The following is a 17,408-nucleotide window of genomic DNA, read 5'->3' as shown; positions in this document are numbered from 1 at the left end:
AGACATGGCCTTACTCCCTTTGATGGGTTAGAGCGGGTTGAGGAAAACGAGTGTGCGGGTCGCCAGGATGAACACGAATCACCATCCCATGCAGCGATGCCGGCGGAGTGCTCGGCCTGTTGCCAGCGTCGCTGAAGTCGTGCCATGCGGCTGCCGCCGCCAGAAGCTGCCGGCAAACTGCCGGAAGGTTGCCGGGCCGCGGCACTGGCCCGCCGATATGCTGCCACGGTCCAAATGACCACTGCGTTGGAGATGGCACACCCATGTCCTGGCAGGCCCCTGCGCGAGCGCGTGAGCCGGCGCTGGTCGCGACCGCTTCAGTGCCCTCGCAGCGCCCTTGGTCGTGCTCGCGCTGCTGGTGGGCGTCGGCCAGCGCTGCGCGACGGGCGCTGGCTGCCCGCTGTGGCGCTGGTCGCCTTGGGCGCGCTCCCGGTGATGCTCGGGCTCACCGCCGTCATCGGGGGCCGCCCGCTGGCGCTGCTTGCCGCCGGCGCCCTCAGTACCGTCCTCGCCCTGCTCCTGGCCAACCCGCCGCCGGCGCTCCTGCTCGCGCTGCTCGTCCCCGCGGCGCTGTACGGCGTCGCCTACGTCCGCTGGCAACCGCGCCCCGCGCTTGCGCCGGCCGATGCGCTGCGGCTGGTGCTGCCCGTGCTGCTGGCCGCCGGCGCGCTGTTCGTGCTGGCGTTCGTGCCGACCGGCCGCGAGGTGAGCCCCCTCGACGCCTTCGCCCAGGCGACCTCGGGCGGCAACGGCGTGCCGTCGCCGCCGGATTTCGGCAACTTCACCAACGTGCTCACGTCATCACTGTCGACGAGGTGCGAGGGGATCCCCGGGTGCGGGCGCCTGGCGACGTTGTCCCAGGTGGGCATCGCGGGCGTGCTCATCGTGGCAGCCGCGGCCGCAGGATGGCTCCTGCCCCGTGCTGGCGCGGCGGGACCGGCCGGCATGGTGCCCCCCGCTACCGCGGCTACCGAAGCCCGGCAGGCCACCGACGGGCAGGACGCCGAGCCACGCCCGGATGGCGGGACGGCGGACACGTAGGTGAAGGTCTCTGGGCACGCTTCAGGACGCACGCTCGCCATGCGACCAAATGTCACCAACCAAGGGCGACCGCTGTCGGCACCGCATCGACATCGGGGAGCCGTACGCAGGCTAGCACTCCACGAGACGTCGTCTTCCAGCAGGTCGCGGGCGATCCACAGCCAAGCTCTCGGGCCGGCAGCAGGCGCCACGGGGTGGACGTGCGCGCCATGAACACGATCGCAGCGAGGCAGTTGCGATCGGGGATGGTACGGTGCCGGCCACCGTACGGCGGCCGGGGCGGGATCGGCAGCAAGGGGCCACCAGCGCCCACAGTTCGTCCGGCACAAGATCGTCAGCAAGGGTCGTCATGGCGCGGGATCATTCCAGACCGACCCAAAGGAGCGAAATGCCGTCTGAGAGGGAGAGACCAATAGCTGAGCAAGGGACCAGCAAGGGGCTACCCCGGTTGGAAGCAATTGATCTCATTGGTGTGAGCTTCGATGGCTCGGGGCGCCTTGGCGCGCAAGCACGTGCCCCTGCGGCACTCCGGGAGGCTGGCCTGGCGGCGGCCCTGCAGGAGCGCGCGAGCTTGACGCCAGATGTCATCGTCTCGGAGCCTACTCCGACGCGTGGGTCCTCCGGGTTTTTGAATGAGCGCGCGTTCTTGGAAATGGTGGACATGCTCTATGGCCGTGTACGAGCAGCCTTGACACGAGGGCGTTTTCCGTTGATCTATGGTGCTGACTGCGCGGTGCTACTCGGAGCGGTGCCTGCGCTTGCAGACGTTCTCGGAGAGGCTGGCCTGGTGTTCATCGACGGCCACGAAGATGCCACACCCATGGAACTCTCAACGACCGGCGAGGCCGCCAATATGGAGGTGGCCTTTTTGTTGGGTTTGACTGGTCAGCGAGCGCCGGAGCCACTGCGAAGCCGTGTGGGTGTGCTGCGGCCGGAGGCGATCGTCATGCTGGGGATGCGCGACGACCTGTATCGCCGCGAACTTGTAGTCCCCACGATCGCTGATCGAGTGCGGCTCCGTCCTGCAACTGACCTTCACGAAGATCCGGCAAATGGTGGCCGCCAAGCCGCCGAGCAGGTCGCATCACAGGCTTCCGGCTGGTGGCTTCACATCGACTTGGATGTGCTCGACAGGGATGAGTTCAGCGCCTGCGGTGCCGCTGGCGACGTCTCAATGTCAGGCGGGCTATCGTGGCCCGAGCACCGGTAGCAGACAGCAAAGAGGACCACATCCGGTTAGCCAACGATGACTCAGCTTCTTCTCCATTTCTCAGCCTCCTATTGCCTCTGCTCATCCCTCTTCACCTGCTACTTCCTCGTTCCCTCAGCTAAGAGCGTCCTATTATCTCACCGCATCTGTCACCCTCCCGTCGTGCTACGCTCACCTCCAATTCCAAGCGAAGGACTGCCCGGCTGCTCCGCCGGCTGGAATGCGACGGCTACACCAGCCTCCATGACCTGGCCGTGCCAGGGTCCAACGCCAACGTCGACCATCTCGTCATCGGCCCTTCCGGGGTCTTTGTGGTTGATTCCAAGCAGTACAGCGGCCGCGTGCACCAGAGCCTGGACGGCCGCGCCTGGCACAACCACGCCCCCCTGGCCCGCCAGCTCGAGGTCGTGGCCTGGGAGGCCGCCACCATCGCCCACGTCCTCGGGGTGCGGGTCGACCCGCTGGTATGCGTCCACGGCGCCGAGGTTGCCGACGGCGGCCTGATCGCCCACGGCGTGGCCATCGTGCCCGCCGCCCGGCTGCGCGCCGCGCTCGGCGCCGACCCGGTGCTCTCGGCAGCCGACGTGGGCGTGCTGGCCGCCATGGCGCAGACCCGGTTCCGCGCCGCCGCCTGAACGCAGCCAGCGTCCACGCCGCCAAGGGAACGGATCGGGCGGGCCGCATTCGGGGCAGTAAACGGGAGCAGGCGTCGCGACTGGTAATCGAGACAGACGGAGGCAGGTCAGTCCTCGCCAGCAGCCGCCGACGTTTCGCCGAGGGCCCATGACGATGGCGAGGTTCTTGCGGACTGTCACCTCGTTGGGGTGGTTGGGGCCGAGCTGGGCCTCGCCGATGGCCAGGCCGCGCTCGAGGTGGGTGCGGGGCGCCGCCGGCGACACCTTCCTGTAGCCATTCACCCCGGTGGCCACGCGGACACCCCTGGCCGCAGGTGTCCGAGCGGCCGTCCAGCCAAGTGTCCAAGTTCGTGACCGGTGTCCACCCCGAAGGCGCAGGGGTCCGGCGCAGTGTCCGCTGTGGGGACGCCCTCGGACGGTGGGTGTCCGCCGCGGACGGTCAGTCCGCCGGCTGGTGCCTTGGGCTGGCGGCGCCGGTTCGGCTGGGTAGCCTGGTGCCCCGCCCCGCCCAGGGAGGAGCGCCTGGTGAGCGAGCTTGGCCCCAACGCCTACGGGGAGTCCCTCGACCCTGGCCGGGTCGGCGACTGCTACCTTGCCCTCCCGCTGCCGCCTGAGGACCCGGGCGAGCTGGGGCGGGTGCTGGTGGTCGCGCCACGCGTGCTGCTGGACCCGGCCGTCGCCCAGCCCGCCGGCAGCCGGCTCTACGAGCTGGCCACCGGCCACCCCGACCGCGCCCCCCGCGAGCTGGTCTTTCCCGCCGACCTCGCCGAGGAGCTGCGCGCCTGGCCGCGCCGTACGTGGGCCGTCCGCGGAGTCGACCTCGCCCAGGTCGCTGCTGCGGTCGTCGTCTGCTGGCAGCGCGGCGACCTGCGCGGCCTTGACCTCCCCTTGAACCCTGGGAGGACACGCGGGCGCTCACCCGACCCGCGATGACCCTGACTTGCGCAGCGCTGCGGGCCCGGCTGGGCAACCCAAGTCATCCGCGCCCGCTGCCGCTGGCTGCACCCAAGCAGCGGCCGCCTGTTGTGCGACACGCTCAATGGTGATTAACAGGCACACGATCGTGGTGACGACTCCGGTCCGGTCCGCTACGCCGACAACCAGGCACAGCCCGGTCGGCCGTTATGGGCTTCGTGTCGTCCTCGCCGTGCGCCGCGCCCACCCAACAGCCGGTGGGCGCCAGGTGTCGCACGAGCGGCGAGCGGTCGGGTCCTCGTCACCAGGGAAAGCTGGGGTTGTGGTAGTACTTGCGGAACGACGACGCGTTGGGTTCGTGGCGTTCCCACCGAGGAGCGTGACACCCCACTTCGGCGGCCGGAGTCTCTCCCGCCGCCGGGGGCCTCGCTACGGGGGACCTGGCGTCTTCCCGGGCCGGACTCTCACCGGTTGGTCGACCTGAGCTTCTCGCTTGGGCTACCACCTCGGTTCATGCAGCGCCGGGGCTGGTTGGGCGCACACTTCGAAACCCAAGGTCTCACCGAGCTTGACAGCTCCGCAGTGGCTCGGGGTGCCCGGATCGTGCCTGGGCATACAATCGACGGAACGGGCCGGACCAGAGCCCCTACCGACTGCGAGCGTATGGTCGTGCGCAGGTTCCTCGTCGTTGTTCTGGGGTCTTTGCTGGTCGTCGCCGGCTGCCGCGATGCAGGCGACGGGCAGGCCACACGGCCGAAGGCCCGGTCGACGCCCAGCACCAGCCGACCGCCCACGGCAAGCACGCCGGTGGAACTGGACCTACAGACCGCCCAGGACCAGCATCTGCTCACCCCACCGCCCGACCTCGCCCTGGTGGCCCCGCAGTCTGCCCGCGCGGGCGACCCGATCCGGCGCTACGTTCTGCGCGCGACCGACAGCGACAGCGCCTGCGCCGACCTGCGTTTCTCGGCCGTAGGGCTGCCCGTGGGGCTGGCGGTCGCCAATAACGGCGACTGCACAGCGACGGTGGGGGGCAAACTTGCGGCGCGGGCGGGAAGGTACGCGGTGACCTACACGGTGATCGACGAGAGTGGGAACTCCGACTCCACGACCTCCGTCTTCACCGTGGCTGTTCCCCCGCCGTAATGCCTCGGCCGGCCCGATGGTGCCAGCGCCCGAGGATGGCCTCCCCGGCGTCAGCACGCCAGCGCGGGCACGGGCGAGCCCGTGCCCAGCACTCCGGGGCTTGGCCTGGGCGACCAGAGGGCGGCCGATGCGGCCGCCCTCTGGCATGCCCGAGGGAGCTAGCGCACCCGTCAGTGCGGCACCACGATGTTGCCGGCGGTCAGGGTGACCGGCGAGAAGGTGAGGTCGGAGATCACGGTGCCGCTCGGGTTCTTGACCTCAAGCCCGAACTGGTCGTTGGTTCCCGGCTCGCCGTTGTCGACCGCGGCGGCCCTGAAGCTGTGGTTGCCAACGCCGTTGAGGGTCGCCTTGCCCAGGATGTAGGCGGTGGAGTTAACGATCGCCATCGAGCCCATGGCGTTCGACTTGAGCACGACATCGCCCGTCGGGCGGTGTTCGATGTACAGCAAGGAGCCCTTGAGCTGGCCGTTTTTCAGGTACTTGGCCATGAAGCCGGCGTCTGCTCGGACGCCGTTGTGGCGCAGCACGGCCCCGCCGGTGACGAAGCCGAGCGAGGGATCGAAGACCGTCAGCACCGCGTCGGCCGCGCCCTGGTAGTAGCTGCCGCCGACCGCGATGCGGACGTCGTAGACGTTGACCGCCACGTTGGAGAACGTGCAGCTGGTCTGCAGCGTGCCGCCCACACCCCCGCCGCTGGTCGTCGCGGTGCAGCTGTAGGAGGAGCCGGCGCCAACCGGGGTCAGCGTGTAGGTGACCGGGGTGGCCAGCGAGATGTCGCCGTCGGAGCCGTCGGCTGCCTCAGTCACCGCCGCCTGGAGGGTGATCGGCCCGGCCGTCCCGCCCGGACTGTTCACCCGCACGGCCGCCGGGTTTGTGGCCGACGGTGTCACCACAGCATCCTCGTGGGCGACCGTGATGGTCGACAACTCCGAGTCGCGGTTGCCGGCCTCGTCGGTCACCGTGTAGGTGACGTTGTAGGTTCCTGCCGAAGCCCCGATCGTCCCGGAGACGGTCGCGGTGCAGTCGCCGTTGTTGGTGACCGTAAGGCCGCTTGGCAGCCCGGTCGACGAGAAGGCCAGGTCGCCGCAGCCCGAGTCGTTGTCGCTGGCGGCGATGGCGAACGGCGTGATCGGGTCGCTGTAGACCCCGCTCTTTGGGCTGACCCGGGCCAGGTCGGGCGGCGGGGTGAGCAGGCGCTCGTCCACGGCGGTCTGCAGGTCGAGTTCAGGGGGCGGCAGGATCGCGCTTGGGTGTGCGCCGTCCTGGAAGCCGGCGCCGTTTTGGAACTCGAGGTTTTGTACGACGGTCGGCCAGTCGTTGAAGCCCGTGAGGGTCGTGAGGCCGCCAGACCCGTTGATGTCGACGGCGACAGGGTTCGGGTCGGGGGATGGTAATGCGCAGTCCCAGTTGATCGTGCCGGTGCCTGCGCCTTGGGTGAGCGGGCCGCCGGCCGCGCCGGGGCAGAAGAAACGTGTCGTGTCGGTCCCGTCCTGGATGCCGACGGCCTCGTCAAGGCCAGGGTTGGGAGCGACGTTGCTCTCGCTGAGCTGCGGGAGGACGCTTCGTGAGTAGTCGAGCCGGTTGCTCGGTAGGATGCCGACCAGCTGGAAGGAGTAGTTCATCACGCTGAGGTAGTTCGGCTTGTTGTTGACCAGCGGCTCGTTGCCGCCGTGTTGCAGGCCGAGGTTGTGGCCCAGCTCGTGCATGACCGTGCCCGCCTCCTCGAGCACGGTCGGCCGGCCGGCCTCCCAGCCGCCGAAGGAGATGTAGAAGTCGTTGCCTGGCGTCTCACCGCAGCCGCTGAACCGCTGGTTGCGGGCGGTGAGCGCGGCCTGGTTCTCGACGTGGGTGAACAGGGCGTAGTGGTAGGCGTAGCGGCGCACGGCGGCGTTGTTGAAGTTCGCGGCCTTCACCGTGTCGAAGTCGCCGAAGCCGGTCCCGGCCACGCTCGAGGAGCAGCCGAGCGCCCCGCCGTTGAAGTTGAGCACGTTCTGGTGCGGGATCGCGTTGCTGACGTCGACGTGGACGTTGATCCCCTTGGTACCGTCTGGGTTGTCGACTGAAGGGTGGTTGCGGAACGCCTGCACCAGGTTCGTGACTGCCTGCGCCTGGGGCCGGTGGCTGTGGGTGTCCCCGGCCACGCAGTCGCCCCCGGCTGTGGCGCAGTCCATCCAGTCCATCTCGATGAAGATGTCTTTGTGGCGCGGGTCGGCCCGCTCGTTCTGCTCGATGGTGCCGTTGCCGTTCTGATCGATGCCGTTCTGGAGGTCTTGCTCGCCGGGGTCGGTGACGTCGCCGTCGTTGTCGGCGTCGATTCCGAAGCGCTCGGAGTCGTCGGGGATGCCGTCGCCGTCGGTGTCGGCGCCGATGCGCAGGATGGCGACCGCGTCGTTGAAGTCGCGGTCGCCGAGGTTGATGTCGTCCTCCCACTCGAGCTTGTAGGCGCGGTCGTCGAGGGTGGCGTCGCCGTTGTAGAGCTCGGTCACGCGCAGGTGGTCCTGCCCGTCGGAGTTCTGCGTCGGATCGCTTGACCAGGTGAAGCTGCCGCTCATGGTCGTCGCCTGGAGCTGGAAGACGAAGGTGGTGCCGGCGGCGAACGTCCCGAGCTCGGCGCGCGTGCCGATGCGGCTTTGCTCGGTGTTGAACAGGGTCCGGTTGATCGGCGCGGTCACCGAGACGGCATTGACGAAGTCGGCCGAGGCGAAGGTGAACTCGACGCTGACAGGACCACTGCGGGTGGTGGGCAGGTTGGCCGCAGCCGCCGGCAGCAAGCGAAGCGGCCCCACCGATCCCAGTAGGCCAAGGAACATCAGTGCGCTGACCAGGGCTCCCAGGAGGCGCAGACGACGGCGCCTCGATGACCCGGACGATCTGTCCATTTGCACCTCCGCTTGGCTGGGCTCCGATCGATGCCGGTACCCGCATTCGGTGGGAGCCGAGCCCATACCACCAGGCAGACGAATGTCCTACGAATGTCCTGACGTGTTGTTCGGGGAGTGCCCAAGAAGAGACTCAAAACCCTCATGTTCCGATTGCGAGTCGATCCAGGCCAGACAGGCGGGGTGGCAGCTCCGAATCCAGGCTCTGAAGGTCAGGTGGGTCATCTGGGACCAAGTAGGGGGTGTCGGCGCCCCGCTACTTGGTCGCTGATCGATCGAGCCTGGCTAGCTGCTGGTGCAGCTCACCGTTCCGCCAGGCACGGGACCGTCGGAGGTCGCCGGGTCGAAGGTGCACACCACGGTCAGCACCACCGTCCCGGGCGGCTGCTCCACGGTGATCGTGGCGGTGGTGAAGGCCAGGTCGGTGATGTCCTCGATCCAGTTGGCGTTGGGACAGCCCGGGGCGCCGGGGATCGGGGTCTCTGGCCCGGTGGTGGCGACCGCGAACGGGGTGGTGCCGTTCTTGAGCTCACTCTCTGGGATCCGGATGGCGCCGCTCACGGTGATGGGCGCGGGGTTTTGCCCCGGGGGCTGGTGGACGCCGCTGCCGGGGTTGGTGCAGGTGGCGGTGGCGGCGCCGGTGGCGTCGAGGTTGACGATCACGTCGCCGTTGCCGAGGCCGGCCAGGGCCCCGGAGGCGCTCAGGAACAGGCCCCCGTCGGTGAAGGAGGGCTCGGCGTTCCTGCCGCCTTTGAGGTGGACGCTTGAGGCGAAGGCCGCGGTGGCCATCGCGACCATGACGACCAGGGACAGGACAAGGGTTGCTGCGCGTCGCACCGACCGCTCCTTGGGCTACTGCTGCATCCCGGGTCTGGGAACCGGGCTGGGCTGGGCGGGCCAGGCGGCGGGTCACGGCACGACCATCGGCCGCGCCGCAGGCGGGGGGTCGCCCGGGCACGCACGCTCCGCGTGCGCGCAAGCGGTCCAGCCCCCAGCTTCGGCATCTCGGCCCCCCTTTGGGCCTCCCGCGGGGTTGCGCGGGAGGTGCCCAGCCTTCTGCCGACACGCGAGATAGTTGATCGACCCTTTAGGCAGCGCTTGCTTGTTTTGTCTTGCTTACACCGAAGAAACGCTTAGAAGGAATCCGTAGAAGTACGTAAAGCTGGGCTCGGTGCCTGCCGCCGCGCCAGCGCGACTGTCGCCGTGACGATCCGTTCACAACAGCCGTGGAGGGGCTACCGGGGGTGTCGTTCGTCCTCGGCTTCACCACCCGCGCGGCAGTGCGGACGTTGCGGACGCACAGGGCAAACACGGCGCCGGGACCGCGGCAGGTGACGCCAGGCGGCGCCGCTGCGTTGCACGCTGCGCGACAACTGCCGCGCTCAGCGATGCTGCCGCGCCCGGTTGCTGCGGCAGCCGCCCGGCATCAGTACGCGCGACGCAGAGGGGAAGGGGTGGCTGTACGACGGCTCTCCGCACCCTCAAGGCCAGCACTGTCTGTAACGGACCAGTGTTTGACATTGCCGCCTGTCGGTGCATCTATCGCAATCTGCCTGAGCCAGTATCGAGTGTGCGAGCCGTCGAGCTGGGAGGACCTGTGTCTACCGAGGTGACGCGACAGCATCATGTGGAGGTCTCGGACCGGCCGCAGCGCGAGCGGCGGTCGTGATGACGACCGGACCCTTGCCGGATCCGCCGGGGCTCCTTGGCGACTACATCGTGCTTGGGACGCTAGGCCAGGGGGGAATGGGCGTCGTCTACTTGGGCCGTGCCCGCAATGGGTCACAGGTTGCGATCAAGGTCATCAGGAATCGGCTCGTCGGTGATCCGGCAGCCCTGCGACGGTTCCGGCGCGAGGTGCAGTTGGCCCGCATGGTCCCTCGGCACTGCACCGCGCCCGTGATCGACGCCGACCTCGATCACGATCCCCCCTATCTCGTCACCGAGTACGTCAAGGGCCCGACCCTTGAAGCCGCGGTCACCGAGGATCCGCTGACACCGTCCACGCTGCACGGGGTGGCCATCGCCGTTGCCGATGCCCTGACCGAGATTCATCGCGTTGGGGTAGTGCACGGGGACCTGACGCCCCGCAACGTGCTGCTCTCCCCGTCCGGTCCGCGCGTGATCGACTTCGGGATCGCCCGAGTACCCACGCAGGCCGCCGGCTCGTCGGCCAACCAGATCATCGGGACGCCTGCCTTCATGGCGCCGGAGCACTTCGATCCCAGCGCTCCAGTGACGGACGCCGCGGACGTGTTCGCCTGGGGCAGCGTGATGGCGTTCGCTGGAACCGGCCGTAAGCCGTTCGGTGACGGACCGCCTATGGCGGTGGGCCGCCAGATTGTCGAGCAACGGCCGAACCTGGAAGGGCTGGATCCCATCCTGCGCGAGATCGTCGAGGCCGCGATGCAAAAGGACCCTGCTGAACGGCCGTCGGCAGCGACGTTGCGAGAGCGGCTCACGGCGGCCGCCCGAACCGCCGACCGCGCCGAGCAACGCACCCTGGTGGTACGCGACGTGCTCCGCACCGCCAGGGAGCATTCGGACCCGCCGCTGTTCACACCAGCCCACAGATGGCCTGAAGCGCCGCCCCCCCGCAGCTTTCCGATCGTGCCCACTGCGATTACCGTCGTAGGGCTTGTGCTCTTCACGGCAGGCGTGTGGTTTCACCAACCCGGCCGCCTCGGTCCAGTCGTCAACAACGTAACGCGCTATTTCTTCGGCTACGGGGTCTACCTCGTGCCCGTGGTCGCTGCCGCCTGGGCCTTTGCGCTGCTCCAACGGCGCAGCACGCCGCCGCTCTGGCTGGTCGCGAAAGCCGTTGTGCGGGACCCGAGCCGCGGGGTGGTGCTGCGCGCGCTCTGGAGCACCACCGCCACCGCGGTCCGCTCGGTCCGGGCAGGACCACTGGCCGTGCTCCTCGGCAGCCTCGGACTCCTGCACGTCGTCCGCGGCACATCATCACCCCCACCGGTCGACGCTGCGTTCGAGTTGCAGCGAAGCGGCGGCGTGGTCGGCGCCCTGTTCCCCGACTTTCTGGTGTACGTAATGACGACGCTGCCCGCCGTCGCGCTGCTGGCACTGTGGCTGCTCTACGGCATGATCACGACCACCCAGCAGGTCGATCGCCGCTGGGGGCGGAGGGCCGCCGCCGCCGCGCTCGCGGCATGCCTGCTCGTGGCCATCGTTCCGGTTCTTTACCTCAAGGATCATCGCTATGAGTACTGGGTGAAGTTTGGCAGCAACGACCAGGTCGCGGTGTACCGAGGACTGTCAACGCAGCGACGAGAACCGGTTCGCACGACCAGCGTCACCCGCGCCACTGTCCCCACCGCACTGCAACAACAACTGGACCAGGGCGTCCCGGCCGAGAGCCGCGAGGACGCCCTACAGCTCGCCAGTCGCCTTCCGGTAGCCCATCGCCAGCCGACGTTCGTGCCGGGCTATGATGACCAGGGAAGGAGACTGGTCGCCGGGACCTGCCTGACGGGTGCCGAGCAGGGATCGCCCGTCATCGCCTGCCAAAAGCTGCACAGTGCCGAGGTGTCTGCGACTCTGGCCACCCCGTACCGTGTATTCCCGGGCACCTCGGCGCTGCAGGCGTTTGCCGAGCTAGCCTGCCGCACTGCTTTTGAGTCCTATGTCGGCATCCCACCGGAAGGCTCCACGCTGGGCTATGTGAGCGTCCAACCGGATGCTGATGCCTGGGAGAAGCCGGACGGTCGAGCCATCGCCTGCCTCGTCCAGCCCGGGCTTGTGTCCGAGATGACCGGCTCCATACGCGGCTCGCGGCAGATCGTCGCAGACGACTTCTCGGACGATAGCCACTGGTATACCGACGAGAACGACAACTGCATCATCGAGTACAGCGACGCCGCGCTCCAGTTGCAGAAAAGGGAGAACGGGACGTTCTGCGTTAGCACCCCTGAAGAAGAAAGCGTGGAACCTCGCCTTGTCCAAGATGCACAGATCAGCGTCAACGTCACGACAGACACGGATGTCCCGACAAACGGGCGTGTCGGACTCGTCTGCCGCTGGGTGAGCGACCGGGAACTCTACGCGTTGGGTGTCGATGGAAACGGCCGCTATCGGATTGCGAAGGTCCGGAACGGCAAATGGATCACGCTCAGGTTCAGGGAGGGCAAAGGCGCGGTGAAGCTCCGCCCCGCCGAGCCGATTCGTCTCCGCGCGTCCTGCCATGGGGGCGAGGGTGGCAAGCCCGTCAAGCTTGCTCTCTGGGCCGGGAAACAGTTGCTCGCCACGGCAGAGGACGACTCCAAGAGCAAGTTGCGGTTGGGAACCATTGGGGTGATCGTGGAAGCCTCTAGGGCTACCTCCTTTCATGCGGCCTTCGACGACCTCGTCACTGCCGCGCCCACAAGCCCATGACGTCTCCCCTAAGACGTCGTTTCGCTCCCTTGGCTTGGTACGGCATGATTCGCGGCCATGACTACCCTCGTTGACAGGCTCGTCCCCGACCGGTTGTGGGCGATCGTCGAGCCGCTGCTGCCACCCCCACCCCGGTCTCCCTACGGCGGCCGGCACCGCACCATCGGCGACCGCAACTGCTTCGCCGCGATCGTCTACATGGCCCGCACCTCTACCCCGTGGCGCCTCCTACCTGCTCAGGAGCTCGGCTGCGGCTCGCCGGCGACCGCGTGGCGCCGCCTCGCCGAGTGGGCCAAGGCGGGCGTGTTCGAGCAACTCCACCTGGAGGTCCTCGACCGGCTCGGCGAGCAGGGCCGGCTGGGCTGGACGCGGGCAAGCGTGGACTCGGCCAGCGCGGGGGGCCAAGCGTGGGGGGGGACCACGTCGGCGCAAATCCAGTCGACCGCGGTAAGCCAGGGTCCAAGATCCACCTCGCCTGCGAGGGCGGCGGGCTGCCGCTTGCCGCGGCGGTCACCGCCGCCAACATTCCCGACGTGACCATGCTGGAGGCCGTGGTCGACGACATTCCGCCGGTGCGCACGCCGTCGGGGCGGCGGACCCGGTCCGGCAAGGTTGACGCCGACAAGGGCTACGACAGTGCCGGCAACCGGGCCTACCTGCGGCGTCGTGGAATCACCGCGCGGATCGCTCGACGTGGGATCGAGTCGTCGACTCGGCTTGGGCGGCACCGGTGGAAGGTGGAGCGGGCGCTGTCGTGGTTATCGTGCTATCGGCGGCTGGCGGTGCGGTGGGATCGGGACTCGGAGCGGTTCTTTGCATTCCTGCTGCTGGCGTGTGCCCTCGTTTGCTTCAACCGGCTCTAACTAGGACTGTGAGGTAGGCCGCTGGCTGGTCGGCGAGCGGTAGGCGGTCGGGCTCAGTCCCCCCGGTTTCCCAGTGGGTGCGTGGATTCCGGCTCACCATGGCTGCCGCTTCACCAGCGGCCCCCTGTCAATCCGTGCATGCGGTTCTCCCGCACACGGCTTCTGGGATGTGCCCTGCCGAGGGCACATCCGCAGACCCTTAACCCGTGATGGGCAGGGGAAACGGTCCTTGGCGTTGTCACAACGAGTTGTACAGTGTCCGAACACCTCACCTACGGCTACCCCAGAGGTATGCCAGGTCGCGTGACGCCCGCCAACGCAAAGCGCAGGTCGATAGCCCTGTTCGGACGAAGGAACAGGCGCGTTCAGGTTCGGTCGAGGCCCAGGCGGTGGGCGATCGCGGCGGCCTCGACCCGGCCGGAGACGCCGAGCTTGGCAAGGATATTGGAGACGTGGACGCTGGCGGTCTTGGGGCTGATGAACAGCGCCTGCGCGATCTGGCGGTTGCTGCGCCCGGCCGCGACCAGCGCGAGCACCTCGGCCTCGCGCGGCGTGAGGCCAAGGTGCTCCGCGGGCGTCGGCGCGCCGGTCGCCGGGGCCACGGCGTCCTGGACGAGGCGGAGGCGGGCGCGCTGCGCCAGCGCCTTGACCTCGGTGTCGAGCAGGCGGGCGCCGAGGCGGCCGGTGATGTCGGCGGCGCGGCGCAGCGCCTCGGCGGCCGTGTCGCGGTCGCCGTTGCCGGCCAGGAGCGCCTCGGCCTGGCGGAAGCAGGCGTAGGCGACCCGGAAGCGCTGGCCGAGCCTGTCCCACACCGCAACCGCCGCCGCCCAGGCGGCCGGGTCGGGCCGGCCGGCCTGCCGCGTCCGCTCGGCGAGCGCGGTGGCGCGCCAGGCGGCCAGCTCCGGGTGGCCGGCGGCGGCCGGGCCGGCGGCGGCCTGGTGGAGCCGCTCGAGCAGCGCCGCGGCGGTGCCGTCATCACCGGCCGCCTCGCCAGGGCGGCGTGCCCTGGCCAGCTCGGCGCGGTCGGCCTCCACCCGCATGCCGAGGGCATACAGCGGCGCGGCATAGCGCGGGTTCGCCTCGACCAGCGGCACGGCCTCAGCCACCAGCTTCCTTGCCCGCTCCAGGTCGCCACGCCACAGCGCCAGCTCGGCAAGGCCGGCGAACAGCGGGCCGCTCTGTTGCGGCTCGCAGATCGGGGCGGGAAGCAGGCGCTGGGCGGCCCGTAGCCGCGCCTCAGCGGCGTCGAGGTCACCCAGGCCCAGCTCCAGCGCGGCCCGAGGCAGGGGCAAGGTGACCGAGGCCGCATCGGACGGGGCGACTTCCAGGCCCTCCCGCGAGACCCGCTCTGCCTGGTCCCAGCGGCCAAGGGCGACCAGCGCCTCAGTGGCGTTGGCGGCCAGGAACGGCCCGAAGGAGCGGGCCAGACCGAGGCGGCGGGCCTCTTCGATGCCGCCGAGCGCGACGGTCGCCGCCTCGTTCAGGCGGCCGGCCGCCAGCAGCACGTCGGAGTGGTTGACCATCGCCCGCAACACGGCGGTCACGTCGCCGGCCTGCGTGGCGAGGCGGCGCGCGGCCTGCACCTCGGCGAGCCCGGCGTCTGGTTCGCCGAGGTGGGCGAGGGCGCCACCGAGCGCGCTGCGGGCGTTGGCCTCCTCGGCGCGGGCACCGACCTTGCTGGCGATGGCGGCCGCCTCCTCGGCCAGCCCCCTCGCCTCGGCAAAGCGGGCCACCAGCACCAGGAGCTGCGCGAGCGAGCCGAGCACCCGCGCCCGCTCAGGCGACGGCTCGGGCCGCACCAGCCGCACGGCCTGCTGCTGCTCGCCGAGCGCTTCGGGGTCTCCGAGCGTGCGCAGGTAGCGCGCAAGCTGCTCGTGGAGCAGGCCGGCACGCTGCGGCTGGCGCGCCTCGTCGAGCAGCGCCATGGCCTGGCGGACCAGCTGTGCGGCGCGGCCGGTGTCGCCGGCCGCGTCGGCCGCCTCCGCGCAGCGCGACAGCAGCAACGGACGGTCCATGCCGGCGCGCGCCTCGGCGTCCGGCACCCGGTCCCACAGCGCGAGCACCCGCTCCAGCTGCAGCTCAGCCTCGGCGAAGGCGTACACCTGCTCGGCAGCGGCGGCGGCCTGGATGCTGGCGGTCAGGGCCCGTGGCTGGTCGCCGGCGGCCGACCAGTGGTGCGCCAGGCGCGCCAGCCTGGTCGCCGGTTGGCCTCCAGGGTCGACGCCGGCCTCCACCGCGCTGGCCAGCGCGGTGTGCAGGCGGGCCCGCTCGCCGGGGAGCAGCTCGCCGTAGACCGCCTCGGCGACCAGCGCATGGCGGAAGACGTAGCCGTCGCCACCCGGCTCGGGCAGCAGCAGCTGCTGGTCGACCGCCTCGCGCAAGCCCTCGAGCAGCGCCGCCTCGCCCATGCCGGCGACCGCGGCCAGCAGCGGCTGGGCAACCCCCGGGCCGGCCGCGGCGGCCACCCGCAGCACCTGCTGGGTGCCGCGGCCGAGCCGCACCACCCGGGTCAGGAGCACCTGTTGGAGGCTGGGCGGCAGCGCGCCCGGGCCAGCGCCGTCGTCGGCGCCGGCAAGCACCAGCTCCTCGGCGAAGAACGGGTTGCCCTCCGAGCGGGCGTAGACGTCCTCGACCAGCCGGGCGGGCGGCTCGGCGCCGAGCAGGCCGGCGAGCTGCTCGGCCAGCTCGGCGCGGGTGAAGCGGGGCAGCTCCAGCCGCCGCGCGCGGCGGTTGCGGGCCAGCTCGCCGAGCAGCCCGCGCAGTGGGTGCAGGCGGTGCAGCTCGTCGCTGCGGAAGGTGAGCACCAGCAGCACCCGGCCGGCCCGCAGGTAGGCGGCCAGGAAGGCGACCAGGTCGCGGGTGGAGCGGTCGGCCCAGTGCAGGTCCTCCATGACCAGCAGCAGCGGCGCGCTCGCGGCCAGCCGCTCGACCACCCCGAGCAGCAGCTCAAACAGCCGCCCCTGGCTGGCGCCCGCCATGGCGGTAGCCGCTGCCGCTTCGGCGCTCCAGGCGAGATCGGGCAGCAGGCGGGCCAGGTCGGCGCGGGCCGGGCCGGCGACCGCCTCGAGCTCGGCCGGGTCGAGGTCGCCGGCCAGGCCGCGCAGCGCCTGGGTGACCGGCGCGAACGGCAGGCCCTCCTCGCCGAGCTGCACGCAGCCGCCGCGCAGCACCCGCACGCCCTGCTCGCTGGCGGTGGCAGCCAGCTGGTCGGCCAGTCGGGTCTTGCCGACCCCGGCCTCCCCGCCGATCACGGCGACCCCCGCCTCGCCGCTGGCGGCACGCGCGAGCAGGCCGCGCAGCAGCGCCAGCTCCTGGGTGCGACCGATGAAGCGCCCGGTCATGACCTGGTACGGCATAACGCCAGTATGCCCGCCCTGGTTCCTGAGGAGGGTCGGGCGCGGATCTGAGGGTCCTGGATAGGGGCGGGTGCCGATGCCGGCCGGCGCCGCCGACCGTACCGTCGTTCCCGGGAAGTGGCCAGGATCAGGAACGGACGGGAAGCACTGCTCCACCCACCAAGAACGATGGACGGACCCGACGGGAGGAGAAGGGATGAAACGTGTCCGCATCCAGCGGCCGAAGGTCCGGCCGGACCACCCGTGGCGTGCGGTCCTTCCGCTCGACCCACGAGACCCAGAGGTCCTTCGCGCCAGGGCACTGGGCCGTTCCGCCAGCTCCCATGAGGACGTGACAAGGAGGACGCCATGAACGAGCCCATCGCAGCCAGCATCGCTGCCAGTTGACAGAAGAGACCGCCACCTCCGCCCTGCCCAACCCACCTGTGCGTCCCGAGCCCGCCGAACCCACCCGGCGGAGGCGCGCAGTCGCGCCGTACCTGCGCAGGCGATCGGCGAGCCTCTTGGCCGGCCTCGCCGCGCGGCTGGACCCGATACCCACGCGGCCAACTGACCAGAGGAGCGAAGCGTGATGCGACAAGGAGAACGCTCCCGCATACCACCGACGACGAGGAGATCAGCGTGACTGCTCAGGATGGACACCCGACGGGGCGTGGGATGACCAAGACCGCCACCGGGCAGCGGCATCTACCGGCTGTCTGGTCGCTTCGCGTGACTGCCCAACGTCACCCACGCCACCTACCAGAACTCCAAGACCGGACGCTGAGGCCATGAGAGGCAAGCGTGCTGCGGCAGGGAGAACGCTATGAGTCCCACTGACCAGGAAACCAAGCACGTGACCGCCCCTGATGCCCCACGGGCCGGGCGGCGGGAGTGGACCGGGCTGGCCGTGCTCGCCCTGGCCTGCCTGCTGTATGCGATGGACCTGACGGTGCTGCACCTGGCCGTGCCGTCCCTGAGCGCCGACCTGCGGC

General features: G+C 70.0%; 10 protein-coding genes. 7 read left to right on the top strand and 3 right to left on the bottom strand.

What is annotated here, in order from left to right:
• The first annotated feature begins 402 nt into the window (after nucleotides 1-402).
• The 5 genes from VG276_29095 to VG276_29075 all read left to right on the top strand — a co-directional run bounded on the left by VG276_29095 (nucleotide 403) and on the right by VG276_29075 (nucleotide 4,947).
• On the top strand, nucleotides 403-1,041 hold the full coding sequence (locus VG276_29095; GenBank protein ID HEV8653343.1) for a hypothetical protein: 639 nt from the start codon (nucleotides 403-405) through the stop codon (nucleotides 1,039-1,041).
• 448 nt (nucleotides 1,042-1,489) lie between these two features.
• Nucleotides 1,490-2,251 (top strand): arginase family protein, encoded by a 762-nt coding sequence (locus tag VG276_29090; GenBank protein ID HEV8653342.1) that lies wholly within the window; start codon nucleotides 1,490-1,492, stop codon nucleotides 2,249-2,251.
• Nucleotides 2,252-2,382: 131 nt separating this feature from the next.
• Nucleotides 2,383-2,886, top strand: a complete 504-nt coding sequence (locus VG276_29085; protein HEV8653341.1) for a nuclease-related domain-containing protein — start codon at nucleotides 2,383-2,385, stop codon at nucleotides 2,884-2,886.
• Nucleotides 2,887-3,411: 525 nt separating this feature from the next.
• Nucleotides 3,412-3,819, top strand: coding sequence for a hypothetical protein (locus VG276_29080; GenBank protein ID HEV8653340.1), 408 nt, complete (start codon nucleotides 3,412-3,414; stop codon nucleotides 3,817-3,819).
• Between the two features lie 651 nt (nucleotides 3,820-4,470).
• Entirely contained in the window at nucleotides 4,471-4,947 is a 477-nt protein-coding gene (locus VG276_29075) for a hypothetical protein (GenBank protein ID HEV8653339.1), read from the top strand.
• A 170-nt stretch (nucleotides 4,948-5,117) separates the two neighbouring features.
• On the opposite strand, the gene VG276_29070 is transcribed toward VG276_29075, so the two are convergent.
• Together VG276_29070 and VG276_29065 are read right to left on the bottom strand one after the other, a co-directional pair.
• Nucleotides 5,118-7,718 (bottom strand): post-COAP-1 domain-containing protein, encoded by a 2,601-nt coding sequence (locus VG276_29070; protein HEV8653338.1) that lies wholly within the window; start codon nucleotides 7,716-7,718, stop codon nucleotides 5,118-5,120.
• A 393-nt stretch (nucleotides 7,719-8,111) separates the two neighbouring features.
• Nucleotides 8,112-8,663, bottom strand: coding sequence for a hypothetical protein (locus VG276_29065; protein HEV8653337.1), 552 nt, complete (start codon nucleotides 8,661-8,663; stop codon nucleotides 8,112-8,114).
• 831 nt (nucleotides 8,664-9,494) lie between these two features.
• On the opposite strand from VG276_29065, the gene VG276_29060 reads away from it, so the two are divergent.
• The gene (locus VG276_29060) at nucleotides 9,495-12,215 is read left to right on the top strand and encodes a protein kinase (protein ID HEV8653336.1); all 2,721 of its coding nucleotides are present in this window, start codon (nucleotides 9,495-9,497) and stop codon (nucleotides 12,213-12,215) included.
• Nucleotides 12,216-12,272: 57 nt separating this feature from the next.
• Nucleotides 12,273-13,078 (top strand): IS5 family transposase gene (locus VG276_29055; protein ID HEV8653335.1). Its coding sequence is split into 2 segments (ribosomal slippage): nucleotides 12,273-12,623 and nucleotides 12,626-13,078, totalling 804 coding nucleotides; the frame shifts between segments, so codons are not numbered across the junction.
• 365 nt (nucleotides 13,079-13,443) lie between these two features.
• On the opposite strand, the gene VG276_29050 is transcribed toward VG276_29055, so the two are convergent.
• Nucleotides 13,444-16,434 (bottom strand): AAA family ATPase, encoded by a 2,991-nt coding sequence (locus VG276_29050; GenBank protein HEV8653334.1) that lies wholly within the window; start codon nucleotides 16,432-16,434, stop codon nucleotides 13,444-13,446.
• Between the last annotated feature and the right edge of the window lie 974 nt (nucleotides 16,435-17,408).

This window comes from Actinomycetes bacterium (genome assembly GCA_036000965.1).
Taxonomy (GTDB): Bacteria; Actinomycetota; CALGFH01; order CALGFH01; family CALGFH01; genus DASYUT01.
Note: the sequence above shows the minus strand (reverse complement) of the source record. Positions and strands in the feature narration are given on the sequence as shown.